Below are 26240 nucleotides of genomic sequence, written 5' to 3' on the forward strand. Positions count from 1 at the left end.
AAAAACAATTTTAAGTTTACAAATAGGAGAAGCAAATATGAATACAAAAAATTTAGTTTTCGTCGCTTTATTTAGTTCTATTATGGGAGTGTTAGGGTTAATACCTCCGATTGCTCTTTCTATTACACCAGTTCCGATTACATTGCAATCACTCGGTGTTATGCTTGCGGGTGGGTTGTTAGGGTCACGCCTTGGTGCATTAAGTCAGCTTATTTTCTTACTTATTGTAGGAGTTGGAGCACCATTACTTGCTGGTGGCCGCGGTGGCCTTGGTGTATTTGTTGGGCCAAGTGCAGGATATTTACTTGGTTACATCATTGGAGCGTTTGTTATTGGTTATTTAATTGAGCGTTTACGTGAAGTTTCTATTATAAAAGTATTATGTATTAATATAATTGGTGGTATTTTCGTAGTTTATGTATTTGGTATTATTGTACAAGCGTTTTTAATGGATGTTTCTGTATGGGAGACAATGAAAGTGAGTGCTGTGTTTTTACCAGGGGATTGTATAAAAGCAATTATTGCGGCAGTTCTCGTAACAAAATTACATCGTTCATTGAAACATATTATTACACCCGCTTTAAAGAATGGAAAATATACAAATGCGGGATGATAAAGGGAAGAAACACGTACATTGCGTGTTTCTTTTTATTATTTTTGTAAAGAAAGGACGTCTCATATGGGTGTTACAAAAAAATACAAAAAGCAAGCCTCTTTACAACCAAATAAAATAGCGATAAAGGAAAATGATAGAGTTTTAACATATAAAGAGTGGTTCGAATCAGTTTGTAAAGTAGCCAACTGGTTGCATGCAACAGAATCAAAAAATAAAACAATAGCAATCCTATTAGAAAATCATATAGAGTTTTTACAACTATTTGCTGGTGCTGCTATGGCCGGGTGGGTTTGTGTTCCGTTAGATATAAAGTGGAAACAAGATGAGCTCAGAGAAAGAATTGAAATCAGTAATCCGGATATGATTGTGACAGAAAGATATAAGGTAAATGATTTACCGCATGAAGAAGGAAGAGTAATTGAAATTGATGAGTGGAAAAGAATGATGGAGAAATATCTTCCTACACATTCCACTGTAGAAAGTTTACGAAATGCTCCCTTTTATATGGGATTTACATCAGGATCAACTGGAAAAGCAAAAGCATTTTTACGCGCACAGCAATCGTGGGTTCATAGTTTTGATTGTAATGTACATGATTTTCATATGAAAATGGAGGATTCAATTTTAATAGCTGGGACGCTCGTTCATTCTCTTTTCTTATACGGGGCAATAAGTGCATTATATGTAGGACAAACGGTGCACATTATGAGAAAGTTCATTCCGAATCAAGTATTAGATAAGTTAGAAACTGAAAATATATCGGTTATGTATACAGTTCCGACAATGCTTGAATCTTTATATAAAGAAAATAGATTAATAGAAAATAAAATGAAAATTATTTCATCAGGAGCGAAATGGGAAGCTGAAGCGAAAGAAAAAATAAAGAATATATTTCCTTATGCGAAAAGATATGAATTTTATGGTGCATCAGAGTTAAGTTTTGTAACAGCACTAGTCGATGCAGAAAGTGAAAGAAGGCTAAATTCAGTAGGAAAACCTTGTCATAATGTGCAAGTTCGAATATGTAATGAAGCAGGCGAAGAAGTACAAAAAGGCGAGATAGGAACTGTTTATGTGAAAAGTGATCAGTTTTTTATGGGATACATAATAGATGGGGTTTTAACACAGGAGTTGAATGCAGAAGGCTGGATGACAGTGCGAGATGTAGGCTATGAAGATGAAGAAGGCTTTATATATATTGTTGGTAGAGAGAAGAATATGATTTTATTTGGAGGAATCAATATTTATCCAGAAGAAATAGAAAGTGTATTACATGAACACCCAGCTGTTGATGAAATAGTTGTAATTGGTGTGAAAGATAGTTACTGGGGTGAAAAGCCCGTCGCGATCGTAAAAGGAAGTGCTACGAAACAACAATTAAAGAGTTTTTGCTTACAACGATTATCCTCGTTTAAAATACCGAAAGAATGGCATTTTGTAGATAGAATACCTTATACAAATAGTGGGAAAATCGCTCGTATGGAAGCAAAAAGTATGATTGAAAACAGGGAGAAAATATATGAATAGAGCAGTTATTGTAGAGGCGAAAAGAACACCTATCGGTAAGAAGAATGGGATGTTAAAAGAGTATGAAGTTCAGCAATTAGCAACGCCGCTTCTTACGTTTTTAAGTAGAGGAATTGAGAGAGAGATAGACGATGTTATATTAGGTAATGTTGTTGGGCCAGGAGGGAATGTTGCGAGACTATCTGCTTTAGCGGCAGGACTTGGCTATCATATTCCTGGTGTAACGATTGATCGGCAATGTGGTGCTGGTTTAGAAGCAATTCGAACTGCGTGTCATCTCATTCAAGGAGGGGCAGGTAAGTGCTATATCGCCGGAGGAGTAGAGAGTACAAGTACGTCACCTTTTCAAAAAAGAGCACGATTTTCACCTGAAACAATTGGTGATCCTGACATGGGAGTAGCGGCTGAATATGTTGCGGAGCGTTATAACATAACGAGAGAAATGCAAGACGAGTACGCTTGTCTTAGTTATAAGCGGACACTGCAAGCGTTAGAAAAAGGCTATATACATGATGAAATATTTTCTTTTAATGGATTATTAGATGAATCTATAAAGCTAGAAATGAATTATGAACGAATCATTAAAAGAACAAAACCCGCATTTTTACAAAATGGAACAGTGACGGCAGGTAATTCATGTGGTGTAAATGATGGGGCATGTGCTGTTCTTGTAATGGAAGAGGGACAAGCCCTAAAGTTAGGTTATAAACCTGTCCTTCGTTTCGTTCGTAGTGCTGTAGTGGGAGTGAATCCAAATCTTCCAGGAACTGGTCCGATATTTGCGGTGAACAAATTATTAAATGAAATGAATGTAAAAATAGAGGACATCGATTATTTTGAAATAAATGAAGCATTCGCCTCAAAAGTTGTTGCTTGCGCAAAAGAGTTACAAATTCCGTATGAAAAATTAAATGTAAATGGTGGGGCAATTGCGCTCGGTCATCCGTACGGTGCATCTGGGGCTATGCTTGTAACACGTTTGTTTTATCAGGCACAAAGAGAGTCTATGAAATATGGAATTGTTACATTAGGAATTGGAGGCGGGATAGGGATTGCGCTATTATTTGAGAAAGTAGAAAATTAGAATGTTTGAAGTGTAGGGCAGGCGTATTCATTTATATCTATCTTATTTTAATTCTCATTGAAAGCCTCTTATCAAATATAGAGAATAATAGGAGGTTTGGATGTTTTATTGTCTACAATTGATATGAAACTGTGATGCAAAATTCACCTTGATGTAGACCAGATCCAGTTGTTATTTGGATACTAGTAAAATTTTTTATTGTAAAATTACTAGTACTTCCAGGTTGAATTATGATTGAGTTTAAGACATTTGTATCTTGAAAGAAAGTAACACCTATTTCTTGAACACCTGTCTCGTATTTGATATATCCAGTTGAAGAAATATGATTTAACAAATTGTTAGTATATATAGTCTGTATTCCCATCTCTCCACCTGTGATAGACCAAGGAATGCAAATTTTATCTTTTATTATTGCTGATGGAGTGCAACAAATAACTTTATTCATGGTATATCCCAGCCTTTCATATAAAGGTATATTTAAATATATGTTGTTGTTTATGAGTATGCTTGTATGTTTTTGCTATATAGGATTATGTCCTTAATTTTAGAAGCTGTATTTGCTAATAAGGAGCATACAAATGGAGAATAAATACTTCTCTTCGTCATTGGAGGAGAAAAAGTTTGGAGAAGATAAAGGACTTAAGGTATTAGAGAAGATATGTGATGAGAAAATGAAGAAAGGGAAGGATAGTGCACCGGATAAATCGATTTGTATGATTAGTTATATTGTATATTCACTCCTAAAACATATATATAATGTCCTAGGAGTAAATTTAAAATTTGTTTTAGAATTTGATTTTTAATGAATTCACTCTAGTTTTCTACTTTTTGAGGAACATAAGCATTGCTACCAGGTTTTGTTTTTATTTCATTCCAAGCAGCAATCGCATCAGCTTTTGCTTTTCCTTTATTATTTGGATCTTCGAAAAAGTCCCGAGTAAAGCGATTGTATTCAAATTGCGCGCTGATCGTTGTTTTATAAGTAGGATCTTTTTTTCGTTCGTTTTCTTCATACCAAAATGTTATCGCATCTTCATATGTTTTTCCAACATTCTCTTTAAAAAACTTTTGAAGAGCTACTGTAAAGCGGAAGTTTGTTCCGATTTTTTCTTTGAAAAAAGCACGAACACCTTCGCTACAGCGGTGATTTTTAGTAATAATCGTTTGAAGAGAAAGGTCTTTATAAGAGAGGGGAGCTTTGCTCACTTTTTGCACAGAGCTGTTTTTTAAGACTTTCCCCGTAGTTAAATAATGTGAGATACGCTCGGTTATTTCGGTCTTAGAGCCACTAGCTGGCAAACCATGCTCGCGACAAAATGTTTGCAGTTCTGCTTTTAACCAATAATAGTTTTGAAAATCTTCAAGTGATATAGATTTTGTTAAAGGTGGACGCATGAATATAACAACTTCTTTCTTCCATAATTTTCTTTAATTATAAAACGTATGTTCTCTTTGTGGAAGGATTAATTTGTAAATATAACAGGAAGAGGAGATTACATATGGAAAATGTAATGCAAGTTCGTGTTACGGGAATTTTAATTGAAGATGAAAAAGTATTGCTAGTAAAGCAAAAAGTGGCTAATCGCGATTGGTCTTTACCTGGAGGAAGGGTAGAGAATGGTGAAACGTTAGAAGAAGCGATGATTCGAGAAATGAGAGAAGAAACGGGATTAGAAGTTAAAATTAAGAAGCTACTCTATGTTTGTGATAAACCAGATGCTAGTCCATCTTTGTTACATATTACGTTTCTGCTTGAAAGGATTGAAGGTGAAATTACACTACCTTCTAACGAGTTCGATCATAATCCGATTCATGATGTGCAAATGGTACCGATTAACGAATTAAGTTATTATGGTTTTTCGGAAACTTTTATCAATCTTATAAGTGGCGGTTTTGCAAATGCAGGAAGTTATCAAGGGTTGAAACAACATATAGGCCTGTAAATATAGTTGAAGGATAGCCGTTAGCTATCCTTCATAAACATGTTTTACACTGCTGACTGTAAAGAAGAGACAAGCTGATTTAAAAACTCGTCCCCGTTCATCACCGCTTTTCCGCCGCCGCGTGCACTCTTTTTATTTCCGCCACCTTTTCCTTCAATTGCAGGAAGAGCATCTTTTAAAAGAGCATTCATATCGAGCGTTACTGTTTTTCCGCAAGCGAGAATACATTGTAGTTTGTCATCATTTTCGATGACGAAATACGTAATTGCATGCTCTTGTTGTTCTGTAATGATAGCTGATAGTTTTGCAATTTCTTGCATAGAACGATCTGTAAATGCTTTAGAAATAAGTAACCCAGCATGTATTTCGGTGGGCTGTTGCAGTAATTCATTTGCCTCTGCAAATAATAATTTTTCATTCATTGTTTGTATTGTTTTTTCGTTTTCCTTTTGAGAGGTAAGAAGCTGTGCTACTTTTGCTGGGATATCAGTTTCGCTACTGTTTAATTGTTTGGAAACATCTTTCATAATTTGTTGCTGTTGCCCCATTAATTTAAGTGTACGCCAACCAGCGATAAAGGTTAAGCGTATACCACCTTTATTGCGCTCCCATCCTAGTACTTGAATAGGACCAACTTCACCAGTGCATTTCGGATGGGTTCCACCACAGCCATTGTAGTCGTAATTTTCGATAATAACAACACGTATATTCTCTGTCATAGTTGGTTCTTTACGAAGAGGTAATGTTTTTGCTTCTTCTAAGTTCATCCACTCTATACGGATTGGGTGGTTTTCAAAAACGATTTTATTGGCAATTTGTACTGCCTTTTCAACCGTTTCTGCATGCAGATTTTCTGTTTCTAAATCAATTGTTATCGTTTCTTTTCCAAGATGGAATCCAATCGTAGGTATGTTGAAATAGTCCCAAAAAGCAGCAGATAAAATGTGCTGAGCTGCATGTTGCTGCATATGATCAAACCGGCGCTCCCAATTGATTTTACCTTCTACGTCTTCTGTGTGTAATTGTTCTGCAATGAAGTGGCGGATTTCTTCGTCGACTTCTTCAACATCAAGTACAGCAATACCATTTAAAGTTCCAGTGTCATGTGGTTGTCCGCCACCAGTCGGATAAAATGCGGTTTCGTTTAAAACAACGTATAAGTTACCGTCTTTATCATAATCTTGCTTTATAATTTTAGTAGTAAATTCTTGCTTATAAGCGTCAGTGTAATATAATTTGTGCTCCAATTTTCTTTCTCCTCTCGCATTAACTAGTTTCATTGTAAAGCAATTGAAATTAGTTTCCTAATATTTCAGAAGAAAGAAACTATTTTTAGAATTTTCTTGCTATAATAAGAAGAAAATGCGGGGGTGGAATAAATATGTTATATGAAAATGGCGTAGATAAACTGCTTAGTTTAAGCAAAAATATTTCTGAATTGTATCGAGAATTAAATGAAATGACCCGGATTTTAACGGATTGTAATCGAGAAAGTGTGAAGTTTGATCGGTTATATGTAAAAGAGTTACTTTGGAAGAAAGAAGATGTAATAGAGAAATATGACCAGCTACTTGTACAACTTTGTATTAACGAATGCTTTGATCTAAAAAGTGTCATTACAGGCGAATATAAGTATACATATGAAGAAGTGGAGAACATCGTTTTACAATTTAATGAGAAATATAATGTTGCAATATTAATTAAAGATGTTTGTAAAGAATTACAGTTTACATATGGCATAGATATGGATATAACGAGAACAGCGCGGGTATCAACAGCGCAAGTATAAAAAGGGAAAAGAAAGCAGATCCTTTGCTTTCTTTTTTTATGTAAGAACAGGGAGAGTAGGTTTTTAAGATGAAGGGGAAGTTGCAAAATATTCATCCGTTAGGAATGACAATTATAATAGGGACTTTATTTGCGAGGTTCGCCACGTCAATGAGTATTCCTTTTTTAGCAATTTATTTAACGACTGTGAAAGGTGTATCAGCTGGAATGACAGGTGCTATTATCGGAACGAGTGCACTTGTTGGAGTGTTTGCTAGTTTTATCGGAGGGAATTTATCAGATCGATTCGGTCGAAATATGATTATAATATGGTCCATGATCGTTTGGGTCTTTGTATTCATTGGTTTTTCACTTGCAGATCATGTTTTAAGTTTCTTTTTATTAAATGCTTTGAATGGAGTATGTAGGTCATTTTTTGAGCCAACATCAAGAGCGTTATTATCAGATTTAACGAAACCTGAGTATCGTTTACTCGTATATAATTTGCGTTACGGTGCAATCAATGTTGGAGTAGCGATTGGCCCACTTGTCGGGTTACAGATTGGAAGCGCAAAATCAACAATTCCATTTTTAGTAGCAGCTGGAGTATACATTTTATATACAGCTATATTAGCGTTCCAATTTAAGAAGTATCCGATTGAAAAAAAGAAAGTAAATACAGAAAAGCCTGTCACAATGTTAAAGGCAATTCGTATTTTGCGAAAGGATGTCGTATTTTTAGTTGCACTAGTTGGTATTATTTTGAGTAATTGTGGTTTTTCTCATTTAACGACAACAGTATCTCAATATTTTGCAAATGCACATATATTTCAGGATGGAGTGAAATTATTTTCATATATGCTAGCTTTAAATGCGATTGTTGTAGTCGTAATTCAATACCCTGTTATTCAAATTTGTAAAAAGTATACACCGTTAGTATCCATTATGGTGGGAACTTTATTTGTGAGCGGAGGATTATTTGGATTTGGAGTAGTAGAATCTCTGCTAGGTGCTGCCGTTTGTACAATTATTTTTACAATTGGAGAAGTCTTAATGTTTTCAATGACGGATGTATTTATTGATGATATTGCTGTTGCGCATCTAAAAGGAACATACTTCGGTGCGATGGGTTTTTCGGGAATTGGAGCAGTAATAGGTCCGTGGTTTGGAGGAGTACTTCTCGATTACTACGGGTACCAAAATGGGTTTGCAGTATTTTCAGCACTAGCTATATTTTCAACTGTGGCATTTCCTGTGCTTTTAGTTACAAAAGGTTTATCGAAAAAAAGATATGATAGAAATTCTAATATAGAGATGCATGCGAAATAACATAAGCCCCAGTAACCAACTGGGGCTTATGTTTGTATTATATTAACTCTTAATTTGAAAAAAGAACTTTCTTTTCATGTTTATCAGCAACTTCATTTTTGGAAATATGAATGGCCAAAAAACCATTCTCTAAGCAGGCTAGCATCTTCTTATAAATAACATTAGCGGGTAAAGGAATAGTTCGCTGCAAAGAAATGTTTTTATGAAGTATGCAAATGTTTAGGCCTGTCTCCATCTTTTTAATGACTACATTTTGTTCATTGGCATTTGGTACATCTGTTTCCAAAATGTATTCTTGTTCAGTTTCGCAAAGGTCAATATGAATTTGATTTGGGAAACTAAAGTTACTACAAGAGTCAGAACAAAACTGATCCATCCATTCTTCGAAACCATCAACATGAAAAAGACAATCCTTCTTTTTCTTGCCCATGTAAGACACCCTCCGTAAAATCTCAATTCATACTATGTTATGCATGAATGAAGTAGGGGTGAAGAATAAATGGAAAAATATAAACATTGTATGTGGTAAAGGCAGCTATTGTGAACCTTTTGTTTTACATATCATGATGTGCATGATGTTTTTGGCGTGAATGGTTACGGTTTTTTACTTTATGAGATCCGCTTAATGGTTCAGGTTGTCCCTTTTTTTCTTTTGCTTCACGATTGTTTTTGCTCATTGTATGTGACACCTCCTCTTTCTCTTTAGAATGAGAGAAGTTTGCAAATTTATACGAGAATGTTTTTAGAAAAAAAGGTAAAGATAATTGGGACTAACTATTATGGAAAGGGGATTATATAATGCCATATCATAAAGATAAACAGCAAGCTTTTCAAGCAGCGCAGCAAGGAGTTACACAAGCAGAACATGCATATAACAACATTGTGAAAAATGATCCAAACTACGGTCATGATTTAAAAGAGTTACGCCAAGAGGTTCAGGAGGCGTATGAACAGATTCAAAATGCGTTAGAAGTAGCTTCGGAAACACAACGCCCACAACTTGAGCAATACGAAAATAATCTCCAAAATATTATGCAACATGTAGATCAATTAGAAAAGTAAATGAGGTTGTTGTGTATTTGACAACCTCTTACTTTAATGAACATTATGCGAAAACAGAAAATTTTTCTATTCGTTTTTTCTTTATTATGCGCAGTACATATATTTCAAGTTGAAAAAGTGGAAGCGAAAATGTTGCTCAGAAAAGAGCTAGAACCAACTGGCTATGTAACGTGGGAAGTACCTAATAATGAAAAGATTATTGCCATTACATTTGATGATGGCCCAGATCCAACTTATACACCGCAAGTTTTACATTTATTACGTCAATATAAAGCAGAAGCAACATTTTTTATGATTGGATTTCGAGTGCAGCGCAATCCATATTTAGTGAAACAGGTGTTAAAAGAGGGACATGAAATTGGAAATCATACGATGAATCATTTGTATGCGAGTAATTCATCAGATGAAAAATTAGAAAATGATATTTTAGATGGAAAGAAATTTTTCGAAAAATGGGTGAAAGAACCTTTGCTATTCCGTCCTCCTGGCGGATATATTAACGATGCTGTATTTAAAACAGCGAAAGAAGCTGGTTATCAAACCGTTCTATGGTCGTGGCATCAAGACCCGCGTGATTGGGCAAATCCAGGGGTTGAATCTATCGTAAATCATGTAGTGAAAAATGCTAAAAGTGGCGATATCGTATTGTTACATGATGGAGGAAATGATCGTAGTCAAACAGTAGCAGCGCTAGCAAAAATTTTACCTGAACTGAAAAAGCAGGGCTATCGATTTGTAACGGTTTCGGAATTGTTACGTTATAAACATTAGAAAAAATCCCAAAAGGTGAATGGTCCTTTTGGGATTTTTCGTTACTGGTTCTTTTTGCGTTTCTTATTATTTTGTCGTTCTGCAGCAGTTAAGTTTTCATTTGCAAACTCTTCGTTATAACCAGCGCCTTGTCCTTGTGCAGATGCCGCATTCATTCCTGAAATAGTATGATTTGCTTTTCTTTTACCCATTTTATTTCACCTCTATAACTTTTTTTTATAAGTTGCATGATGAGCAATTCATAGTATGTATGAACTGTAAAGAAAGCGCTAATAGAGCACTTTACTTTATGGTAATAGTATTCATAAGGAACATAAACACTATTCAAATTTAGAAACATAAAGAAAACTTATGATAATCTATAAGTTTCTTATTATTTACTTATTTAGAAAGTTGTAATAAGATATTATCGTAAGGTATTGAAAAGTTTGTCTACATTTTATATTCAGACAACTTAGTCATGTTTAACAGGGGGGAAACATAATGGTCAAACATAATCCATTTCAATCACGCGCAACTTTTGAAGTAGATGGAAAAACGTATCATTATTATGATTTGAAAGCGCTTGAAAACGCAGGGGTTGGCAACGTATCTCAATTACCATATTCCGTGAAAGTTTTACTTGAATCAGTACTTCGTCAAGTAGACGGACGTGTAATCACAGAAGAGCATGTTACAAATTTAGCGAAATGGGGAACGAAAGATGTGCAAGATATCGATGTTCCATTTAAACCATCTCGTGTAATTTTACAAGATTTCACTGGTGTACCAGCTGTTGTTGATTTGGCTTCGCTTCGTAAAGCAATGGCAGACATGGGTGGAGATCCTGATAAAATCAATCCAGAAATTACTGTAGATCTTGTAATTGATCACTCTGTACAGGTTGATAGAGCGGGTACGGCAGACGCGCTTGCATTCAACATGGACTTAGAGTTTAAACGTAATGAAGAACGTTATAAATTTTTAAGCTGGGCACAAAAATCATTTGATAACTATCGTGCAGTTCCACCAGCTACAGGTATTGTACACCAAGTAAACCTTGAATATTTAGCACCAGTTGTTCATGCTGTGAAAAATGCTGAAGGTGACTTAGTTGCATACCCAGATTCATTAGTTGGAACAGACTCACATACAACAATGATTAATGGTATCGGTGTTCTTGGATGGGGCGTTGGTGGTATTGAAGCAGAAGCAGGGATGCTTGGACAGCCTTCATACTTCCCAGTACCTGAAGTAATCGGTGTGAAATTAACCGGTACACTTCCAAGTGGTACTACAGCAACTGACGTTGCATTAAAAGTAACGCAAGTATTACGTCAAAAAGGTGTAGTTGGTAAATTCGTTGAGTTCTTCGGTAACGGACTAAAGAGTATGCCTTTAGCTGACCGTGCAACAATTTCAAACATGGCACCAGAATACGGCGCAACTTGTGGATTCTTCCCAATCGACGATATTTCATTAGAATACTTACGTTTAACAGGTAGAGATGAAGAGCAAATTCGCGTTGTTGAAGAATACTGTAAAGCGAACGGTTTATTCTATACAGCAGACAGCAAAGATCCAATTTACACTGATCTTGTTGAAATTGATTTAAATACAATTGAATCTAACCTTTCTGGACCGAAACGCCCACAAGATTTAATTCCACTTTCAGATATGAAAGATGCGTTCCACAAAGCTGTTGTAGCGCCAGTTGGAACACAAGGACTTGGATTTAATGAGCAAGAGTTCGATAAAGAAGTGAAGGTTACATTAGAAGATAAAGAAGTAACGATGAAAACAGGTGCAATTGCAATCGCTGCAATTACAAGCTGTACAAATACATCAAACCCATACGTATTAATTGGAGCAGGTCTAGTTGCGAAGAAAGCAATTGAAAAAGGACTTAAAGTACCTGAGTACGTAAAAACATCATTAGCACCAGGATCTAAAGTTGTTACTGAGTACTTAGATAAATCAGGTTTAACAACATATTTAGATCAATTAGGTTTCCAAACAGTTGGTTACGGCTGTACGACTTGTATCGGTAACTCTGGCCCATTAGCGCCAGAATTAGAAGAAGCAATCGCAGCAAACGACTTACTAGTAACATCTGTTTTATCTGGTAACCGTAACTTTGAAGGGCGTATTCACCCACTTGTAAAAGCAAACTACTTAGCATCACCACCACTAGTTGTGGCATATGCACTTGCAGGTACTGTTGATATTGACCTGAAAAATGATGAAATCGGTAAAGATGCAAATGGCAATGCTGTTTACTTCAACGATATTTGGCCATCAGCTAAAGAAATTGAAGATGTAGTTCAAAGTGTTGTTACATCTGAACTGTTCAAGAAAGAATATGCACAAGTATTTAACAGCAATGAGCGTTGGAATGAAATCCAAACTTCAAATGAAGCGTTATATACTTGGGATAATGATTCAACATACATTCAAAACCCACCATTCTTTGAAGGATTATCTAAAGAGCCAGGTGAAGTTGAAACATTATCAGGCCTACGCGTAGTTGGTAAATTTGGTGACTCTGTAACGACAGACCACATTTCACCAGCAGGTTCAATCGGTAAGCATACACCAGCTGGACGCTACTTATTAGAAAACGGCGTACAACCAGTTGACTTCAACTCTTACGGTTCTCGTCGTGGTAACCATGAAGTTATGATGCGTGGTACATTCGCGAACATCCGTATTAAAAACCAAATCGCACCAGGAACAGAAGGCGGATATACAACATATTGGCCAACAGGTGAAGTAACGTCTATCTATGATGCTGCTATGAAATATAAAGAAGATGGCACAGGCCTTCTAGTTGTTGCTGGTAAAGATTACGGTATGGGAAGTTCTCGTGACTGGGCTGCAAAAGGTACAAATTTATTAGGTATTAAAGCAGTAATCGCAGAAAGCTTCGAGCGTATTCACCGTAGTAACTTAGTGTTAATGGGTGTGTTACCACTTCAATTTAAAGATGGCGAAAGCGCTGAAACGTTAGGTCTTGTTGGTAACGAGTCATTTGAAATTCAAATTGACAAAACAGTTAGACCACGCGATCTTGTAAAAGTAGTTGCAACTGATCTAGATGGCAACGAAAAACAATTTGAAGTAGTAGCTCGTTTCGATAGTGAAGTTGAAATTGACTACTACCGTCACGGTGGTATTCTGCAAATGGTTCTTCGTGAGAAAATTGAAGAGTCTAAAGTGTCGAACTAAATAATTGAAATGAATGATAAGGAAGCTAACAATTGTTAGCTTCCTTATTTTATGGAAAGGGATGAAACCATTTGGTTTCATCCCTTTCTTTTTACTATAAACAATGGAGGAAACGTCATGAAAGAATATAAAAGAATTTTGTTACCGTTACAGAAAGAAAAAATATTAGTAATAGCAGCTGTATGCAGTGGGCTTTTTGCAGCTATTTTAAATCTCTCCCGTCCACTATTCATGGGACTAATTGTAGATAACCTGATTCAACGAGAGCTGAAAGGAGCGTATCTTTACATTACTTTGTTTACAGCTAGCCGTTTGTTGATGTGGGTGAACAATCTTTCATTTGATTATGTAAGCTCAAAAGCGAGTCAGCGAATATTACGAGAGAAGCGTATAGATGTATTGCGCCAATTTTTCCTATTACCGTTTGAAGAGAGTGAGAAAATCAAACAAGGAGAGTTAGAAACTTTGGTCGTGTCTGATATTCCGAACTGGGTCAGATTATACGGCTCTATATTAATAGAATATATACACGCTATTGCCCAATTTATTGGAGCTTTCATAGCACTACAACATATAGATATACAGTTTATATTGTGGGTAACTCCGTTTTTATTTTTAAGTACAATTGTTCCAATACTGATGGGAGAAAAGGTAAGAGATATTGCAAGCGTTTCTCAAAAAAATCACTCAAGTGTTGTAGAGATGGTGTCACAGTTTGTAAAGGGGATACAAGATTTGCGGAGTTTACAAAAAGAAAAATGGGCAATTCGCTTATTTAAAAGAGTAACGGCACAATCGTATAAATCAGAAGTAAAGAAGACGATGATGCAACATTGCATTGGAGTAGTTGGAACGGTGATTGAAACAGGAGCATATATTGTTGTTCTCATTATAGGTGCACAAAAAATAATGAGGGGAGAAATAGAAGTTGGTTCACTCATTGCAGTGTTAGCGACAATTGAGATGCTCTTTTTCCCTGTCCGTTATGTGGGCGATTTATTAATAATGACACAAGTTGCAGTCGCTTCGGCAAATAGAGCTTTTTGCTTTTTAAATAAACGAGCAGTAGATAGCAATGTAGAAAGAGCGATGGGGATCAGGATAACAAATGTTTCATTTCAGGAGAATGACGAAGAGAAATGCAGAATTCATAATATTAATTTGCAAATTCGTCCTGGTGAACTCGTTATGATTGTGGGAGAAAGCGGTGCAGGAAAAACAACGCTTTTAAAGTTAATAACGGGCTTGTATAAACCATCTAACGGTAGCATTGCTTATTATGGTAATGAAGCTCGTATGACTACAGTGTGGCAAGAACCACGTTTTTTCCGAACGACGGTAACAGAGAATATGTATTTCGGGGAAGAGGGTTTAGAAAATCAGTTAGAAAAAAATAGTGAACTTATAAATGTAACGCCGATTATTAGAGGGTTACCTGAAGGGAGTCAAACTGTGCTACATAAAAGCGGTGAAGAGTTTTCGGGAGGCGAAAGAAAACGTCTTGCATTATTGCGCGCGATTGTATCAAATCCAACTCTTATTATTTTAGATGAACCGACGGCTGGGTTAGATCCGGGCAATCAAGAACTGGTTTGGAATATGATTGAAGGGATAGGAAGAGATGTAACGAGAATTGTGGCAACACATGATGTAGAGAGGGTGGTACTAGCAGATCGTATTGTCATAATGAAAGAAGGAAATATTGTTGCATGTGAGGGTCCAGAAAAATTAATACATAGTCATTCATTTTTTAAGAGATGTGAATAAAGATAAGAGCAATGCTCTAATCTTTATTCAGTGTCATTTAGTTGATACTCGATAGATTCGGAGTGATTTAGATCAACGTTAAAAGTAGCAGTCATAAGGAAAGTGGCAATTCCAAGAATTAAGAAAAGGACGAATGAGACTAGAGAGACGTAGAGACAAATACGTCCTATTTTCTTTTTTTCAAGATCTTTACTAAAGAGTGAAATGATCCATGTAATAATACCGACTGGGTATAAAAGAAAACTAAGAATATATAATGTTGTTTTTTCGAATGAATTCATAAACAATCCCCTTTTGTTGTAGGTTTATAACTATGAGAGGAAAAAGGTGAATGGGTCCATAATTAGATAAGCAATACTTCATCTGCTTTTCTAATTATATGATAAAATTGCACTTTTAATAAGAATATTCTAATTATTTCGATTGTGAATATTTCCAAGCTTGTCCGTATAAGCTAAAATAAGGTATATAGTATTTTGATGAATGTGTTAAAAGAAGATAATACGTTAGGGTGATATAAAATGTGGCGGAAGCTTACGATTATTGTAGTGTTACTTTGTTTAGCGGGATATGCAGCTTATGAACAGTTTGGTCATAAAGAGCAGGCGGTAAAAGTGAAGCAAGAAAAAAGTGAAGCTGCTATGAAAGAGATGATTGCAAGTAATGGTATTGAAATAGGGAAGAGTGCACCAGACTTTACATTAACGAATTTAGATGGAACGAATGTAAAGTTATCAGATTTAAAAGGAAAGAAAGTGATTGTAAACTTTTGGGCAACGTGGTGTGGACCATGTCAGCAAGAAATGCCGGATATGGAAGCTTTCTATAAAGAACATAAAGAGAACGTAGAAATTTTAGCAATAAATTATACGCCTTCAGAAAAAGGTGGGGGAGTAGAAAAGGTAAGCAATTTTGCTAAAGAAAAAGGAATTACTTTTCCTATTTTATTGGACAAGAACATTGATGTGACAACAGCGTATAAAGTAATTACGATTCCAACTTCGTATTTTATAGATACAAAAGGTGTCATTCAAGATAAGTTTATTGGGCCGATGACGCAAAAAGAGATGGAGAAAAGAGTTGCTAAATTAAAATAATGGTGAAAAGGTAGAGGTGGAGAGTTCCCATTTCTGCCTTTTCTTTTTCAAGTAGTAATAACTTCATGATATGATGTAAGAAATATAAACGTTTAGAGATAAAGGAGTGTATGGAGTGGGGAATGTATCCTTACCGTTAGATTATGTTGTAATTGATTTTGAAACAACAGGATTTAACCCTTATAATGATAAAATTATTCAAGTTGCAGCAGTGAAATATCGTAATCATGAATTAGTAGATCAATTTGTTTCATACGTGAATCCAGAGCGGCCAATTCCGGACCGAATAACGAGTTTAACAGGTATTACCAATTATCGCGTTTCAGATGCACCGACGATTGAAGAAGTGTTACCTTTATTTTTAGCATTTTTACATACAAATGTTATTGTGGCCCATAATGCTTCTTTTGATATGCGCTTTTTGAAAAGTAATGTAAATATGCTTGGGTTGCCTGAACCTAAAAATAAAGTAATTGATACTGTATTTTTAGCAAAGAAATACATGAAGCATGCGCCTAATCATAAACTTGAAACGTTAAAACGAATGCTGGGAATTCGTTTAAGCTCTCATAATGCATTTGACGATTGCATTACGTGTGCTGCTGTTTATCAAAAGTGTGCAGCTATTGAAGAAGAAGGGAAACGAAAAGTAAATAAGGCTATGCTTGATGAAACTGCGGTATATGAAGCGGTCAAAGAAATACTTGCATGTAATAAACGTAATGTAGAATGGCTACGTTGTATGAACGTAGGAAGTTATTTAGATATAAAAGCTTTTTATCCAGTTATGAGATTAAAGGTAAAAGGGCGAAAGAAATATGTATTAACAGAGATATTAGAAGAAGATGTGAAAGAAATATGTACAAGTTTAAAATGTGAACCGGCGTTAAAAAGTGAAGTTGGTAATACGAGAATTATGCTTAATAGCTTAGAGGATGTTATGAAATTAGAAAGTTATATTTTAGAGCAGTATGATTTTGTATTACAGGCGCTTCATGATTATAAAGAAAATGAAATGAATGCAGATGAAAAGTTGAAAGAGTATTTAAATATTATGGTATAAAAAACTCCGTGTGCAATATATTGTACACGGAGTTTTTTTAGGAGTACTAAAACATAAAATTTTCTTGCAAATCTGATTAAAGAGTTTTTTGTTTGCTCATACTATGTAATAAGAAAGCGAAGGAGAGAGGGTGAACAACATGAGAAGAAGTCGCCGTAAATCGTTTGAAGAACTTGTAAATGAAAATAAACAACAATTATTAAGCGATCGTGAGGCAATTGATCGCATTGAAGAGCGCATTGAAAAACGTTATGAAATGAAACTTTTTAAGCAAGCTGAATAATTCTTAACACTAGTACGATACTAGTGTTAAGGAGGCGATAGTAATGGGTAATCCGAAAAAAAATTCAAAAGACTTTGCACCGAATCATATTGGAACACAATCAAAAAAAGCTGGTGGAAATAAAGGAAAGCAAATGCAAGATCAAACAGGTAAACAACCGATTGTTGATAATGGTTAAAGAAAAGGAGAATATTACATTCTCCTTTTTTATGTATAAATTTGAGGAAAGATAGGTAATTTAAGATGGTGTGTATATACAATATTAGGAGGGAAGTACATGCCAAATCCAGATAATCGAAGTGACAACGCTGAAAAGTTACAAGAAATGGTGCAAAATACAGTTGATAACTTTAATGAAGCAAAAGAAACAGCGGAACTTTCTAATGAAAAAGATCGTGCTGCTATTGAAGCAAAAAATCAAAGACGTTTAGAAAGTATTGACTCATTAAAAAGTGAAATCAAAGATGAATCTTAACAAAATGTACAAAAAGGGCTGACTTTTGTCAGCCCTTTTTCGTAATCGTAAAGTTTTCAACAAGTAAACGCCAATTTTGTGGAAATGGCAAGCCAATCTTCCAATAACTAATACCGCCAATGGCCTGCTCTTTCATTAAATTGAATTTACTTTGAATAGACCTCGCATCTTCAAACCAAACTTCATGTTGTACGCCATTTTCGTCAAAGTAATTAAAATGTGGAGCTTGAGCTGTGAAATCATAGCGGATAGGAACATTATATTTACGAGCAAGTGCAACAGCTGCGACAGAGCTAACTGCTTTTGCTGGTGGATTCCCTTGTTTGAACGGAAGTTTCCAATCGAATCCGTATAAGTTTTGCCCCATCATAATTTTTTGGGGAGGCATTTGAGATTTTGCGTATTGAAGTACTTCTTTTACAGGACCGATAGGAGAGATTGCCATTGGTGGCCCGCCCTGCCAACCCCAGTCATATGTCATAATGACGACGAAATCAACAATTTGCCCTTGCGCTTTATAATCATGGGCTTCGAAAAACTTTCCCTTTTGATTTGAACTTGTCTTCGGTACGAGAGTTGTGCTTAATGTGTACCCGCTAGGTAAGCGTGTTTTTACATTTCGTAAAAAGCGATTATACGCCTCGCGGTCTTCGGGTGCTATACTCTCGAAATCGAAATGAATGTCTCGCATGCCATATTTTTCAGCTGTTTGCAAAATGTTAGTAATAAATTTGTTTTGAATCGTTGCGTCGCGTAAAATAACCGATGTTAGATCGGCACTGAAATTACCATTTTCAATATTTGTAATAACGAGCATAGGGATTGTTTGCCCTTGCGTTGCAATATTAGCAATTTTAGCTGTTTCAGTAGGTTCTTTTAATGTGCCATCTCTTTTTGCCTCAAAACTAAAATAAGCTAAATATGTTAAAAATGGATTGATGGCACGTGTAGCATTAACTAAACTCTCTTTAATCGGTATAGTGGAAGGTTGTAAATAAGCGATGGATTCTACAGCTCGTTTTGTGCCTTTTGGTACATATAATTGTTGTCCGACATGGAGAATAGATTTTAAAGATAAATTATTAACTTTAGCTAAACTAGCGAGGGGAACATTATATGTTTGAGAAATCCGATAGAGGCTGTCACCAGGCTGTACATAATAATTATTTCCTTTCGTATTAACGATAAGTGCCTGACCAACAACGAGCGTTTCAGCGGGATTTAGTCCATTGTCTTTTACTATTTCGTCAGGTGTTGATCCATATTTTGATGCCAAGCTATATACGCTATCACCGCTACGAACCGTTACAATTTGAATCATATGCTTGCTCCTTTCGGGAAAAGATTCACTATTTTTATTTTATTTTTGATGTCACTGTATTATGATTAAATGTATGCAAGGTAGCAGAAGTGAAAGAAGGCGAATATACATATGTTTGTAGCAGAACATGAAGTTGAAATCCGTTATGCGGAAACAGATCAAATGGGTGTTGTTTACCATTCAAACTACTTAGTGTGGCTTGAGTTAGGTCGCACGAAACTTATACAAGATTTAGGTTTTTCATATGTTGAAATGGAGAAAGAAGGAATTATTTCTCCTGTGTTAGATTTACAAATTTCATACCGTAAAGCGATGCGTTACGGAGAAAAAGCAATCGTAAAAACATGGGTAGATACTGTGAGCCCACTTCGCGTTGTATATGGATATGAAATATATAATGGTGATGGTGAACTTTGTATTACTGCAAGTACGACGAATATTTGTGCGAAAAAAGAAGGGTTCCGCCCTGTATCATTTAAAAAGTTATATCCTGAGTGGTATGCGAAATATGAGGAAATTAAGAAAAAATAAAAAAGCGTGGCAGAAGCCACGTTTTTTTATTTTTCATAATTAAATTGTGGGAAGTCGTCACCTTCGTTAAGTGTAACAGATAAATTATGTCCATCGAAGAACCATTCATCATCGCCTTCAATAAAGAAGTTAATACCTTCTTCTTGAATTTGAACAGCAGGATGTGCAGGATCATCTTTACGAATCCCTAAAGAAAGTCCTTTTTGCACAGTACTGCAACCACCGTATTGTACGAAAAAGCGTAGTGTTTCATTTGATTGTAAGTTTAATTCATTTTTATACCATTGTGCTGCTTCTTTTGTTACGGAAAGATTCATGTATAGTTCCTCCAAATTATGTTGCTTTTTCTTTAGTATAAAAAATAACGCAAAAAGACGCTATTAATATGCTTCACGTTTTCTTTTTGCGTTATGTGGGTTACGATCTTATTTTTGCTTTTTTGAAAAGTTTGCTTTTGGTTCAGTTTTATTTATAATTCGTCCGATATTTGCACGGTGTTTATAAATAACCATACCTGCTAATAAACACATCGCAATAATGAAGATTTTATCCCCGCTAACAATGGATGCAATAACAGCAACAACTGCTGTTACCATAGAAGAAAGTGATACGTATCTTGTTGTAAATAAAAGGGTGAAAAATACAACAGCCAATATTGCAAAAACAACTGGTGAATAGCATAATAGCACCCCAGCAGAAGTTGCAACTGCTTTACCACCGCGGAATTTCGCGAAGATTGGATAGACATGTCCAAGAACAGCCGCTAACCCGAACCATAGTGGATGAATATCTAATCCGAAAATCATTGGTAGACTTGTTGCTAATGTCCCTTTTAAAATGTCAGCAATTGTAACGGTAAAACCTGCTTTTTTCCCTAATGTGCGGAATGTGTTTGTTCCGCCTAGATTACCGCTCCCGTGCTCACGAATATCGATTCCGTAGCCGATTTTTCCAACAACTAGTGCAAATGGAATCGAGCCAAGTAAGTAGGCAACGATAAATAAAAGATATGTAGTAACCATAAGTTCAGTCTCCTTTATTCAAATGTGTTGATAAAGGGTAAAAAGAGTTTTTCCCGTATATTGTACCATACATTTGTAAAGAGCACATTTCTTTTTTGTAAATGAAAAATTCATTATTTCGTGAAAAAAATTTCACAGTAATGTTACATTTCTCACAGAAACAGTAAGACTATATGTAGTAACATTTTAATCAAAAGATAACAACATATTGGTGGAGGGTTATAAATGTTACAAAATAATACACGTGGAGAAGAAGAATTAATGAAAGTGTTCGAGACAATAGTCCACGGCAATGAACAAGATTTAATGCAAGAAAATGCAAATGTAGACGGCCGCTCTCCAATGGGCGTAATGGGAACGTTCGCATCTGAGAGTGCAAAATATTATGCTGTTGAGAATTTATTGTCAGATCAAGTGAAAAAAGCGATAAATGAAAATATATTATATCCACATGATTTAGATTTTTATGCGACAGGAACGACGACTTGTTCACAAATTCCGTTAGCGCAAATGCTTGCTAACGGTTTTCATACTGGACATGGACATATGAGACAACCGCAAGACATTAAAAGTGCATTGGCTCTTTCGTCTATTATTTTTCAAGCGAATCAAAATATGCAGCATGGTGGTCAATCGTTTGCACTCTTTGATATTGATTTAGCACCTTATGTACGAAAAACAATTGAGAGACATAAAAAACGATTACAATCATATCCGCTTACGAAAGAACAAATAGAAGAATTCGCATGGAAAGAAACGGAAAATGATACGTATCAAGCGTGTGAGGCTTTCGTTCATAATTCAAATAGTATGCATAGTAGGGGCGGAGGACAAGTACCGTTTATTTCTATTAATTACGGAACAGATACATCAAAAGAAGGAAGAATGTTAATTAAACAACTTTTAAAAGCGACACAAGCTGGACTTGGTAAAGGAGAGACACCGATTTTTCCGATTCAAATTTTCAAGATGAAAAAAGGTGTGAATTTTGAAGAAAGTGATCCGAACTACGATTTATTTGAATTAGCATTAGAGACAACGGCTGAACGATTGTTCCCTAACTTTTCATTTTTAGATGCTCCGTTTAATGCAGTACATTATGATGGAAGACCAGAAAGTGAAGTATGTTACATGGGATGTCGTACCCGTGTTATGTCTAATATACATGGAGAAGAAACAGCGATTGGTAGAGGGAATTTATCATTTACGTCTATTAATTTAGTGAAATTAGCGTTAATTAGTGGTTCAAAAGAAGCGTTTTTTGAAGCGCTAAACTATTATTTAGATTTAGGAATTAAGCAGCTATTAGAAAGATATGCGTATCAATGTACGAAGCGAGCAAGAGATTTTCAGTTTTTATATTCACAAGGTGTATGGCGTGGTGGAGAAACGTTGCAGCCTGAAGACTCCGTAGCCTCGATTTTAAAACAAGGGACGTTAAGTATTGGTTTTATCGGTCTTGCGGAATGTTTAGTAGCTTTAACAGGAAAGCATCATGGGGAAGATGGAGAATCATGGAAACTTGGGTATGAAATTATTTCCTTTATGAGAGATAGAATGGATAAAGCGACAGAAGAACATCAACTGAATTTCTCAGTAATTGCAACTCCAGCAGAAGGATTATCAGGGAAGTTTGTGAAAAAAGATAGAGAAGAATTTGGTGAAATTAACGGTATAACGAACCATAATTACTATACGAATTCATTCCATATTCCAGTTTATTATAACATTCAAGCGATAAATAAAATCCGTTTAGAAGGCCCGTTCCATGCTCTCTGTAATGGAGGACACATTACTTATATTGAACTAGATGGAGCAGCAATGCATAACAAAAAGGCATTAAAACAAATTGTACAAGCCATGGCAGAACATGGCGTTGGATACGGTTCAATTAATCATCCTGTTGACCGTTGTAAGTGCTGTAGTTATCACGGGGTTATTGGGAATGAATGTCCAAGTTGCGGGAATAAAGATGAGGCTAATATAGAAAGAATTCGCCGTATAACAGGCTATCTTGTAGGAGATATGTCGAAGTGGAATAGTGCGAAACGTAGTGAAGAGATAGATCGGGTGAAACATAAATGAAAGTGCTGAATATTATTCATGATAGTGTAGTAGATGGAGAAGGATTGCGGACAGTCGTGTTTTTTGCGGGCTGTCCGCATCGTTGCGTTGGTTGCCATAATCCGAAATCGTGGAATATTTGCAATGGAACGGAAATGACAGTAGAAGAAATTGTGAAAGAGATTGCAAGTAATCCATTAACTGATGTAACATTTTCAGGTGGAGATCCATTTTTTCAAGCTGCTGAAGTGAAAAAGGTAGCAAAAATCGTAAAAGATTTGAAAAAAAACCTATGGATGTATACAGGTTATACGTTAGAAGAGATACAGAGTTCTCAAAATAATGATATGATAGAGTTGTTACATTATGGGGATGTTTTAGTCGATGGAAGGTTTGAAATTGAGAAAAAAGATTTAACACTTCCATTTCGCGGAAGCTCCAATCAACGTATTATTCGATTGAAAGAGTAAAAAGGCGGGATAGATTATATGAATAAAACAGTATTGCTTGTTGAAGATGAAAGAAGATTACGTGAAATTGTTAGTGATTATTTTCGTAATGAAGGCTTTGAAGTAATCGAAGCAGAAGATGGAAAAAAAGCGTTAGAGTTATTTGCAGAGCATGAAATTGATTTAATTATGTTAGATATTATGTTACCGGAAATAGATGGATGGTCTGTTTGTAGAAGAATTAGAAAAGAATCAGCAGTACCAATTATTATGTTGACAGCACGTTCGGATGAGGATGATACATTGCTAGGTTTCGAATTAGGTGCAGACGAGTATGTAACGAAACCATTTAGCCCGAAAGTATTAGTAGCTCGCGCAAAGACGTTATTGAAACGTGCGGAAGGTGCGGTAGGAGTAGCGGAAGAAAATGCTATGTCTTTAGCTGGAATAGAAGTAAATCGTCTATCTAGAACTGTTTTAGTAGATGGAGAAGAAATTATATTGACACATAAAGAATTTGAACTTCTTGTGTATTTAATGGAGAACAAAGGAATCGTGTTATCACGTCAACATTTATTAGATCAGTTATGGGGATATGACTATTACGGTGATGACAGAACGGTTGATACCCATATTAAAAAACTTCGAAATAAGCTAGGAGATAAAGCGAAGCATATCGGTACTGTTATTCGAGTTGGTTATAAATTTGAAGAATAATCTAGAACGATTTGTGTAATTTAGCCTAGGGAAATGGCGATTTTATACTCTCTTTTGAAGGTAGAATGTACAAAAAATACTTTTTTTGTCTACAATGTTAGATAGGAGTATTTTTTTAATTAGATTTCACGATGAGTTCACAAGAAGGACACAAAACGTGACTATACTGAAAATACGAATTCACCAGAGAGGGGAAATAAAACATGGGATATTACGACGGACCAAATTTAAATGAAGAGCATAGTGAAACGAGAGAAGTGAGAAAATCAGGTAGTAAAAAAGGCTATTTCTTCACAGGTTTAGTGGGGGCTGTAGTCGGAGCGGTTTCGATTAGTTTTGCAGCACCATATATGCCATGGGCTCAAAATAATGGAGCGCCAGTATCATCATTTAGTTCGGATTCAAAAGTAGAAGGTACTGTAGTTCCTGTTGTAAATAAAGCGAAAAATGAAACTGATTTACCTGGTATGATTGAAGGGGCGAAAGATGTTGTTGTAGGTGTTATTAATATGCAACAAAGTGTTGATCCATTTGCAATGCAACCGACAGGTCAAGAACAACAAGCTGGTTCAGGATCAGGTGTTATTTATAAAAAAGCAGGGAATAAAGCATATATCGTAACAAACAACCACGTAGTAGATGGTGCAAATAAACTTGCTGTAAAACTAAGTGATGGTAAAAAGGTAGATGCAAAGTTAGTAGGGAAAGATCCTTGGTTAGACTTAGCTGTTGTTGAAATTGACGGGGCTAATGTGAATAAAGTTGCAACTTTAGGTGACTCAAGTAAAATCCGCGCGGGTGAAAAAGCAATTGCAATCGGTAACCCACTAGGTTTTGATGGAAGTGTAACGGAAGGTATAATCAGTAGTAAAGAACGTGAAATTCCAGTTGATATTGATGGCGATAAACGACCAGATTGGCAAGCACAAGTTATTCAAACAGATGCAGCGATTAACCCTGGTAACAGTGGTGGTGCATTATTTAACCAAAATGGTGAAATAATTGGGATTAACTCAAGTAAAATTGCACAACAAGAAGTTGAAGGAATTGGATTTGCTATTCCAATTAATATCGCAAAGCCAGTTATTGAATCACTTGAAAAAGACGGAGTAGTGAAACGTCCAGCGCTTGGAGTAGGTGTCGTTTCATTAGAAGATGTGCAAGCTTATGCAGTCAATCAATTGAAAGTACCGAAAGAAGTAACGAATGGTGTTGTATTAGGTAAAATTTACCCAATATCACCGGCTGAAAAAGCTGGTTTAGAGCAATATGATATTGTAGTAGCATTAGATAATCAAAAAGTAGAGAATGCGCTTCAATTCCGTAAATATTTGTATGAAAAGAAAAAAGTAGGCGAGAAAGTAGAAGTTACATTCTACCGTAACGGTCAAAAAATGACGAAATCGGCTACTTTAGCAGATAATTCAGCTACAAAGAATCAATAATCGAAATAAAAGAAAGTCTCTTTCATATTGAAAGAGACTTTCTTTATCGGCTATACTAAAGGAATAGGAGGGATTAATTATGACAATTGAAAACCCAACTCGTACGGAAATTGGTGAAGTGTTAAAGAAAAGCAAAACAATTGCGGTTGTTGGATTATCAGATAAGCCAGAACGTACATCGTATATGGTTTCAAAAGCAATGCAAGATGCTGGATACCGCATTATTCCAGTTAATCCAACAATAGATGAGGTGCTTGGAGAAAAGGCAGTTTCTTCACTAAAGGATATTAAGGAACACGTTGACATAGTAAATGTATTTCGTCGCTCAGAGTTTTTAATGGATGTTGCAAAAGAATTCGTAGAGATTGATGCAGATGTTTTTTGGGCACAATTAGGAGTACAAGATGAGGATACATATAAACTTTTAAAAGAAAAAGACTATACTGTAATAATGGATCGTTGTATTAAAGTAGAACATGCGATGACAAAATAGTATAGATTTAAAGGTAGAAAGATTGATTCAGCCCTCATTATAGATAAGTAGGGCCGATGAACGAGGTGTTCATCATGAGATTTTTTAAAGGCTGTTTTTGGGGATTGTTATTTGTAATCCCATTTTGGATCTTGATCATTTGGATCATAATAAAGGTTTGGAATGTGTAATCTTGGAATACATATCCATTTCTCGTTGACAAACGAT

32 protein-coding genes are annotated in these 26240 nt (G+C 35.6%); 22 read left to right on the forward strand and 10 right to left on the reverse strand.

Annotated features, from left to right (window positions below; all coding sequences use genetic code 11):
- The first annotated feature begins 37 nt into the window (after positions 1–37).
- From ACTFRY_RS06390 to ACTFRY_RS06400, 3 genes are all read left to right on the forward strand, one after another.
- On the forward strand, positions 38–613 hold the full coding sequence (locus ACTFRY_RS06390; RefSeq protein WP_001093332.1) for a biotin transporter BioY: 576 nt from the start codon (positions 38–40) through the stop codon (positions 611–613).
- A gap of 66 nt (positions 614–679) precedes the next feature.
- Positions 680–2143 carry an acyl-CoA synthetase gene (locus ACTFRY_RS06395; protein WP_000539233.1) on the forward strand — a complete coding sequence of 488 codons (1464 nt, stop codon included), beginning with the start codon at positions 680–682 and terminating at the stop codon, positions 2141–2143.
- Complete coding sequence (locus ACTFRY_RS06400) at positions 2136–3227, forward strand: acetyl-CoA C-acyltransferase (protein WP_086392628.1); 1092 nt, start codon at positions 2136–2138, stop codon at positions 3225–3227. The genes ACTFRY_RS06395 and ACTFRY_RS06400 overlap by 8 nt, the downstream gene beginning before the upstream one ends.
- 112 nt (positions 3228–3339) lie before the next feature.
- Here ACTFRY_RS06400 and ACTFRY_RS06405 read toward each other — a convergent pair whose 3' ends face one another.
- Positions 3340–3672 (reverse strand): DUF3992 domain-containing protein, encoded by a 333-nt coding sequence (locus ACTFRY_RS06405; RefSeq protein WP_080451558.1) that lies wholly within the window; start codon positions 3670–3672, stop codon positions 3340–3342.
- Between the two features lie 133 nt (positions 3673–3805).
- Between ACTFRY_RS06405 and ACTFRY_RS06410 the strand changes: the two genes are divergently transcribed.
- Positions 3806–4030 carry a hypothetical protein gene (locus ACTFRY_RS06410; RefSeq protein ID WP_000428982.1) on the forward strand — a complete coding sequence of 75 codons (225 nt, stop codon included), beginning with the start codon at positions 3806–3808 and terminating at the stop codon, positions 4028–4030.
- Between the two features lie 10 nt (positions 4031–4040).
- On the opposite strand, the gene ACTFRY_RS06415 is transcribed toward ACTFRY_RS06410, so the two are convergent.
- Positions 4041–4622, reverse strand: a complete 582-nt coding sequence (locus ACTFRY_RS06415) for a DUF6434 domain-containing protein (protein ID WP_001247745.1) — start codon at positions 4620–4622, stop codon at positions 4041–4043.
- Positions 4623–4726: 104 nt separating this feature from the next.
- Between ACTFRY_RS06415 and ACTFRY_RS06420 the strand changes: the two genes are divergently transcribed.
- Positions 4727–5170, forward strand: a complete 444-nt coding sequence (locus ACTFRY_RS06420) for an NUDIX hydrolase (RefSeq protein ID WP_000432562.1) — start codon at positions 4727–4729, stop codon at positions 5168–5170.
- Positions 5171–5214: 44 nt separating this feature from the next.
- Here ACTFRY_RS06420 and ACTFRY_RS06425 read toward each other — a convergent pair whose 3' ends face one another.
- Positions 5215–6417, reverse strand: coding sequence for a serine-tRNA(Ala) deacylase AlaX (locus tag ACTFRY_RS06425; protein WP_000400387.1), 1203 nt, complete (start codon positions 6415–6417; stop codon positions 5215–5217).
- A 134-nt stretch (positions 6418–6551) separates the two neighbouring features.
- Here ACTFRY_RS06425 and ACTFRY_RS06430 point away from each other — a divergent pair, with 134 nt between their 5' ends.
- On the forward strand, positions 6552–6959 hold the full coding sequence (locus ACTFRY_RS06430) for a hypothetical protein (protein ID WP_000965133.1): 408 nt from the start codon (positions 6552–6554) through the stop codon (positions 6957–6959).
- Positions 6960–7027: 68 nt separating this feature from the next.
- Complete coding sequence (locus tag ACTFRY_RS06435; RefSeq protein WP_098617165.1) at positions 7028–8266, forward strand: MDR family MFS transporter; 1239 nt, start codon at positions 7028–7030, stop codon at positions 8264–8266.
- A gap of 49 nt (positions 8267–8315) precedes the next feature.
- Here ACTFRY_RS06435 and ACTFRY_RS06440 read toward each other — a convergent pair whose 3' ends face one another.
- A complete protein-coding gene (locus ACTFRY_RS06440; RefSeq protein ID WP_000516730.1) occupies positions 8316–8696 on the reverse strand; it encodes an Hsp20/alpha crystallin family protein in 381 nt (126 codons plus the stop codon).
- 124 nt (positions 8697–8820) lie between these two features.
- On the reverse strand, positions 8821–8943 hold the full coding sequence (locus tag ACTFRY_RS06445) for a small acid-soluble spore protein P (RefSeq protein WP_000042141.1): 123 nt from the start codon (positions 8941–8943) through the stop codon (positions 8821–8823).
- A gap of 121 nt (positions 8944–9064) precedes the next feature.
- Between ACTFRY_RS06445 and ACTFRY_RS06450 the strand changes: the two genes are divergently transcribed.
- Together ACTFRY_RS06450 and pdaB are read left to right on the forward strand one after the other, a co-directional pair.
- Entirely contained in the window at positions 9065–9328 is a 264-nt protein-coding gene (locus ACTFRY_RS06450) for a hypothetical protein (RefSeq protein ID WP_001146293.1), read from the forward strand.
- 45 nt (positions 9329–9373) lie between these two features.
- A complete protein-coding gene (gene pdaB, locus ACTFRY_RS06455) occupies positions 9374–10099 on the forward strand; it encodes a polysaccharide deacetylase family sporulation protein PdaB (protein ID WP_030027157.1) in 726 nt (241 codons plus the stop codon).
- Between the two features lie 41 nt (positions 10100–10140).
- Here pdaB and sspO read toward each other — a convergent pair whose 3' ends face one another.
- The gene (gene sspO, locus ACTFRY_RS06460) at positions 10141–10290 is read right to left on the reverse strand and encodes an acid-soluble spore protein SspO (protein WP_000518051.1); all 150 of its coding nucleotides are present in this window, start codon (positions 10288–10290) and stop codon (positions 10141–10143) included.
- A gap of 292 nt (positions 10291–10582) precedes the next feature.
- On the opposite strand from sspO, the gene acnA reads away from it, so the two are divergent.
- Positions 10583–13306 carry an aconitate hydratase AcnA gene (gene acnA / locus ACTFRY_RS06465; protein WP_000238561.1) on the forward strand — a complete coding sequence of 908 codons (2724 nt, stop codon included), beginning with the start codon at positions 10583–10585 and terminating at the stop codon, positions 13304–13306.
- A gap of 117 nt (positions 13307–13423) precedes the next feature.
- Entirely contained in the window at positions 13424–15073 is a 1650-nt protein-coding gene (locus tag ACTFRY_RS06470) for an ABC transporter ATP-binding protein (RefSeq protein ID WP_000666369.1), read from the forward strand.
- 23 nt (positions 15074–15096) lie between these two features.
- On the opposite strand, the gene ACTFRY_RS06475 is transcribed toward ACTFRY_RS06470, so the two are convergent.
- Positions 15097–15354, reverse strand: a complete 258-nt coding sequence (locus tag ACTFRY_RS06475; RefSeq protein ID WP_001083887.1) for a hypothetical protein — start codon at positions 15352–15354, stop codon at positions 15097–15099.
- A 240-nt stretch (positions 15355–15594) separates the two neighbouring features.
- Between ACTFRY_RS06475 and ACTFRY_RS06480 the strand changes: the two genes are divergently transcribed.
- From ACTFRY_RS06480 to tlp, 5 genes are all read left to right on the forward strand, one after another.
- A complete protein-coding gene (locus ACTFRY_RS06480) occupies positions 15595–16170 on the forward strand; it encodes a peroxiredoxin family protein (protein WP_000269055.1) in 576 nt (191 codons plus the stop codon).
- Between the two features lie 115 nt (positions 16171–16285).
- Positions 16286–17233 (forward strand): 3'-5' exonuclease, encoded by a 948-nt coding sequence (locus tag ACTFRY_RS06485; protein WP_000528755.1) that lies wholly within the window; start codon positions 16286–16288, stop codon positions 17231–17233.
- A 139-nt stretch (positions 17234–17372) separates the two neighbouring features.
- Positions 17373–17516 carry an FbpB family small basic protein gene (locus ACTFRY_RS06490; RefSeq protein WP_001254703.1) on the forward strand — a complete coding sequence of 48 codons (144 nt, stop codon included), beginning with the start codon at positions 17373–17375 and terminating at the stop codon, positions 17514–17516.
- 43 nt (positions 17517–17559) lie between these two features.
- The gene (sspN, locus tag ACTFRY_RS06495) at positions 17560–17694 is read left to right on the forward strand and encodes an acid-soluble spore protein SspN (RefSeq protein ID WP_000527987.1); all 135 of its coding nucleotides are present in this window, start codon (positions 17560–17562) and stop codon (positions 17692–17694) included.
- Between the two features lie 99 nt (positions 17695–17793).
- Positions 17794–17991, forward strand: coding sequence for a small acid-soluble spore protein Tlp (gene tlp, locus ACTFRY_RS06500; protein WP_001133511.1), 198 nt, complete (start codon positions 17794–17796; stop codon positions 17989–17991).
- 28 nt (positions 17992–18019) lie between these two features.
- On the opposite strand, the gene ACTFRY_RS06505 is transcribed toward tlp, so the two are convergent.
- Complete coding sequence (locus ACTFRY_RS06505; RefSeq protein ID WP_440032221.1) at positions 18020–19312, reverse strand: glycosyl hydrolase family 18 protein; 1293 nt, start codon at positions 19310–19312, stop codon at positions 18020–18022.
- 111 nt (positions 19313–19423) lie between these two features.
- On the opposite strand from ACTFRY_RS06505, the gene ACTFRY_RS06510 reads away from it, so the two are divergent.
- On the forward strand, positions 19424–19843 hold the full coding sequence (locus ACTFRY_RS06510) for an acyl-CoA thioesterase (RefSeq protein WP_000495812.1): 420 nt from the start codon (positions 19424–19426) through the stop codon (positions 19841–19843).
- 26 nt (positions 19844–19869) lie between these two features.
- On the opposite strand, the gene ACTFRY_RS06515 is transcribed toward ACTFRY_RS06510, so the two are convergent.
- Together ACTFRY_RS06515 and plsY are read right to left on the reverse strand one after the other, a co-directional pair.
- Positions 19870–20160 (reverse strand): HesB/YadR/YfhF family protein, encoded by a 291-nt coding sequence (locus tag ACTFRY_RS06515; RefSeq protein ID WP_001054453.1) that lies wholly within the window; start codon positions 20158–20160, stop codon positions 19870–19872.
- A gap of 108 nt (positions 20161–20268) precedes the next feature.
- Positions 20269–20865: a glycerol-3-phosphate 1-O-acyltransferase PlsY gene (gene plsY / locus ACTFRY_RS06520; protein WP_000258974.1), complete on the reverse strand. Its 597-nt coding sequence runs from the start codon at positions 20863–20865 to the stop codon at positions 20269–20271.
- Positions 20866–21090: 225 nt separating this feature from the next.
- Here plsY and ACTFRY_RS06525 point away from each other — a divergent pair, with 225 nt between their 5' ends.
- The 5 genes from ACTFRY_RS06525 (at position 21091) to ACTFRY_RS06545 (ending at position 26033) form a co-directional block, all read left to right on the forward strand.
- Positions 21091–22950: an anaerobic ribonucleoside triphosphate reductase gene (locus ACTFRY_RS06525; protein WP_000940073.1), complete on the forward strand. Its 1860-nt coding sequence runs from the start codon at positions 21091–21093 to the stop codon at positions 22948–22950.
- Positions 22947–23399: an anaerobic ribonucleoside-triphosphate reductase activating protein gene (nrdG, locus tag ACTFRY_RS06530; RefSeq protein ID WP_000866404.1), complete on the forward strand. Its 453-nt coding sequence runs from the start codon at positions 22947–22949 to the stop codon at positions 23397–23399. Before ACTFRY_RS06525 ends, nrdG begins: the two co-directional genes overlap by 4 nt.
- 18 nt (positions 23400–23417) lie before the next feature.
- Complete coding sequence (locus ACTFRY_RS06535) at positions 23418–24095, forward strand: response regulator transcription factor (RefSeq protein ID WP_063220549.1); 678 nt, start codon at positions 23418–23420, stop codon at positions 24093–24095.
- Between the two features lie 203 nt (positions 24096–24298).
- Positions 24299–25540 carry a S1C family serine protease gene (locus tag ACTFRY_RS06540; RefSeq protein WP_000542641.1) on the forward strand — a complete coding sequence of 414 codons (1242 nt, stop codon included), beginning with the start codon at positions 24299–24301 and terminating at the stop codon, positions 25538–25540.
- Between the two features lie 79 nt (positions 25541–25619).
- Positions 25620–26033, forward strand: a complete 414-nt coding sequence (locus ACTFRY_RS06545) for a CoA-binding protein (RefSeq protein ID WP_098617164.1) — start codon at positions 25620–25622, stop codon at positions 26031–26033.
- Positions 26034–26240: the final 207 nt, after the last annotated feature.

This window comes from Bacillus cereus group sp. MYBK195-1 (assembly GCF_051916605.1).
Taxonomy (GTDB): Bacteria; Bacillota; Bacilli; order Bacillales; family Bacillaceae_G; genus Bacillus_A; species Bacillus_A cereus.

What these genes read in the sequence shown, in the direction of transcription:
- ACTFRY_RS06435 (WP_098617165.1), top strand. Translation starts at nt 7,028, where the DNA reads ATGAAGGGGAAGTTGCAAAATATTCATCCGTTAGGAATGACAATTATA.
- ACTFRY_RS06410 (WP_000428982.1), top strand. Translation starts at nt 3,806, where the DNA reads ATGGAGAATAAATACTTCTCTTCGTCATTGGAGGAGAAAAAGTTTGGA.
- ACTFRY_RS06450 (WP_001146293.1), top strand. Translation starts at nt 9,065, where the DNA reads ATGCCATATCATAAAGATAAACAGCAAGCTTTTCAAGCAGCGCAGCAA.
- ACTFRY_RS06395 (WP_000539233.1), top strand. Translation starts at nt 680, where the DNA reads ATGGGTGTTACAAAAAAATACAAAAAGCAAGCCTCTTTACAACCAAAT.
- sspO (WP_000518051.1), bottom strand. Translation starts at nt 10,290, where the DNA reads ATGGGTAAAAGAAAAGCAAATCATACTATTTCAGGAATGAATGCGGCA.
- acnA (WP_000238561.1), top strand. Translation starts at nt 10,583, where the DNA reads ATGGTCAAACATAATCCATTTCAATCACGCGCAACTTTTGAAGTAGAT.
- ACTFRY_RS06510 (WP_000495812.1), top strand. Translation starts at nt 19,424, where the DNA reads ATGTTTGTAGCAGAACATGAAGTTGAAATCCGTTATGCGGAAACAGAT.
- ACTFRY_RS06525 (WP_000940073.1), top strand. Translation starts at nt 21,091, where the DNA reads ATGTTACAAAATAATACACGTGGAGAAGAAGAATTAATGAAAGTGTTC.
- tlp (WP_001133511.1), top strand. Translation starts at nt 17,794, where the DNA reads ATGCCAAATCCAGATAATCGAAGTGACAACGCTGAAAAGTTACAAGAA.
- plsY (WP_000258974.1), bottom strand. Translation starts at nt 20,865, where the DNA reads ATGGTTACTACATATCTTTTATTTATCGTTGCCTACTTACTTGGCTCG.
- ACTFRY_RS06445 (WP_000042141.1), bottom strand. Translation starts at nt 8,943, where the DNA reads ATGAGCAAAAACAATCGTGAAGCAAAAGAAAAAAAGGGACAACCTGAA.
- nrdG (WP_000866404.1), top strand. Translation starts at nt 22,947, where the DNA reads ATGAAAGTGCTGAATATTATTCATGATAGTGTAGTAGATGGAGAAGGA.
- ACTFRY_RS06470 (WP_000666369.1), top strand. Translation starts at nt 13,424, where the DNA reads ATGAAAGAATATAAAAGAATTTTGTTACCGTTACAGAAAGAAAAAATA.
- sspN (WP_000527987.1), top strand. Translation starts at nt 17,560, where the DNA reads ATGGGTAATCCGAAAAAAAATTCAAAAGACTTTGCACCGAATCATATT.
- ACTFRY_RS06400 (WP_086392628.1), top strand. Translation starts at nt 2,136, where the DNA reads ATGAATAGAGCAGTTATTGTAGAGGCGAAAAGAACACCTATCGGTAAG.
- ACTFRY_RS06540 (WP_000542641.1), top strand. Translation starts at nt 24,299, where the DNA reads ATGGGATATTACGACGGACCAAATTTAAATGAAGAGCATAGTGAAACG.
- ACTFRY_RS06535 (WP_063220549.1), top strand. Translation starts at nt 23,418, where the DNA reads ATGAATAAAACAGTATTGCTTGTTGAAGATGAAAGAAGATTACGTGAA.
- ACTFRY_RS06430 (WP_000965133.1), top strand. Translation starts at nt 6,552, where the DNA reads ATGTTATATGAAAATGGCGTAGATAAACTGCTTAGTTTAAGCAAAAAT.
- ACTFRY_RS06440 (WP_000516730.1), bottom strand. Translation starts at nt 8,696, where the DNA reads ATGGGCAAGAAAAAGAAGGATTGTCTTTTTCATGTTGATGGTTTCGAA.
- ACTFRY_RS06390 (WP_001093332.1), top strand. Translation starts at nt 38, where the DNA reads ATGAATACAAAAAATTTAGTTTTCGTCGCTTTATTTAGTTCTATTATG.
- ACTFRY_RS06515 (WP_001054453.1), bottom strand. Translation starts at nt 20,160, where the DNA reads ATGAATCTTTCCGTAACAAAAGAAGCAGCACAATGGTATAAAAATGAA.
- ACTFRY_RS06545 (WP_098617164.1), top strand. Translation starts at nt 25,620, where the DNA reads ATGACAATTGAAAACCCAACTCGTACGGAAATTGGTGAAGTGTTAAAG.
- ACTFRY_RS06420 (WP_000432562.1), top strand. Translation starts at nt 4,727, where the DNA reads ATGGAAAATGTAATGCAAGTTCGTGTTACGGGAATTTTAATTGAAGAT.
- ACTFRY_RS06405 (WP_080451558.1), bottom strand. Translation starts at nt 3,672, where the DNA reads ATGAATAAAGTTATTTGTTGCACTCCATCAGCAATAATAAAAGATAAA.
- ACTFRY_RS06505 (WP_440032221.1), bottom strand. Translation starts at nt 19,312, where the DNA reads ATGATTCAAATTGTAACGGTTCGTAGCGGTGATAGCGTATATAGCTTG.
- pdaB (WP_030027157.1), top strand. Translation starts at nt 9,374, where the DNA reads ATGCGAAAACAGAAAATTTTTCTATTCGTTTTTTCTTTATTATGCGCA.
- ACTFRY_RS06475 (WP_001083887.1), bottom strand. Translation starts at nt 15,354, where the DNA reads ATGAATTCATTCGAAAAAACAACATTATATATTCTTAGTTTTCTTTTA.
- ACTFRY_RS06490 (WP_001254703.1), top strand. Translation starts at nt 17,373, where the DNA reads ATGAGAAGAAGTCGCCGTAAATCGTTTGAAGAACTTGTAAATGAAAAT.
- ACTFRY_RS06480 (WP_000269055.1), top strand. Translation starts at nt 15,595, where the DNA reads ATGTGGCGGAAGCTTACGATTATTGTAGTGTTACTTTGTTTAGCGGGA.
- ACTFRY_RS06415 (WP_001247745.1), bottom strand. Translation starts at nt 4,622, where the DNA reads ATGCGTCCACCTTTAACAAAATCTATATCACTTGAAGATTTTCAAAAC.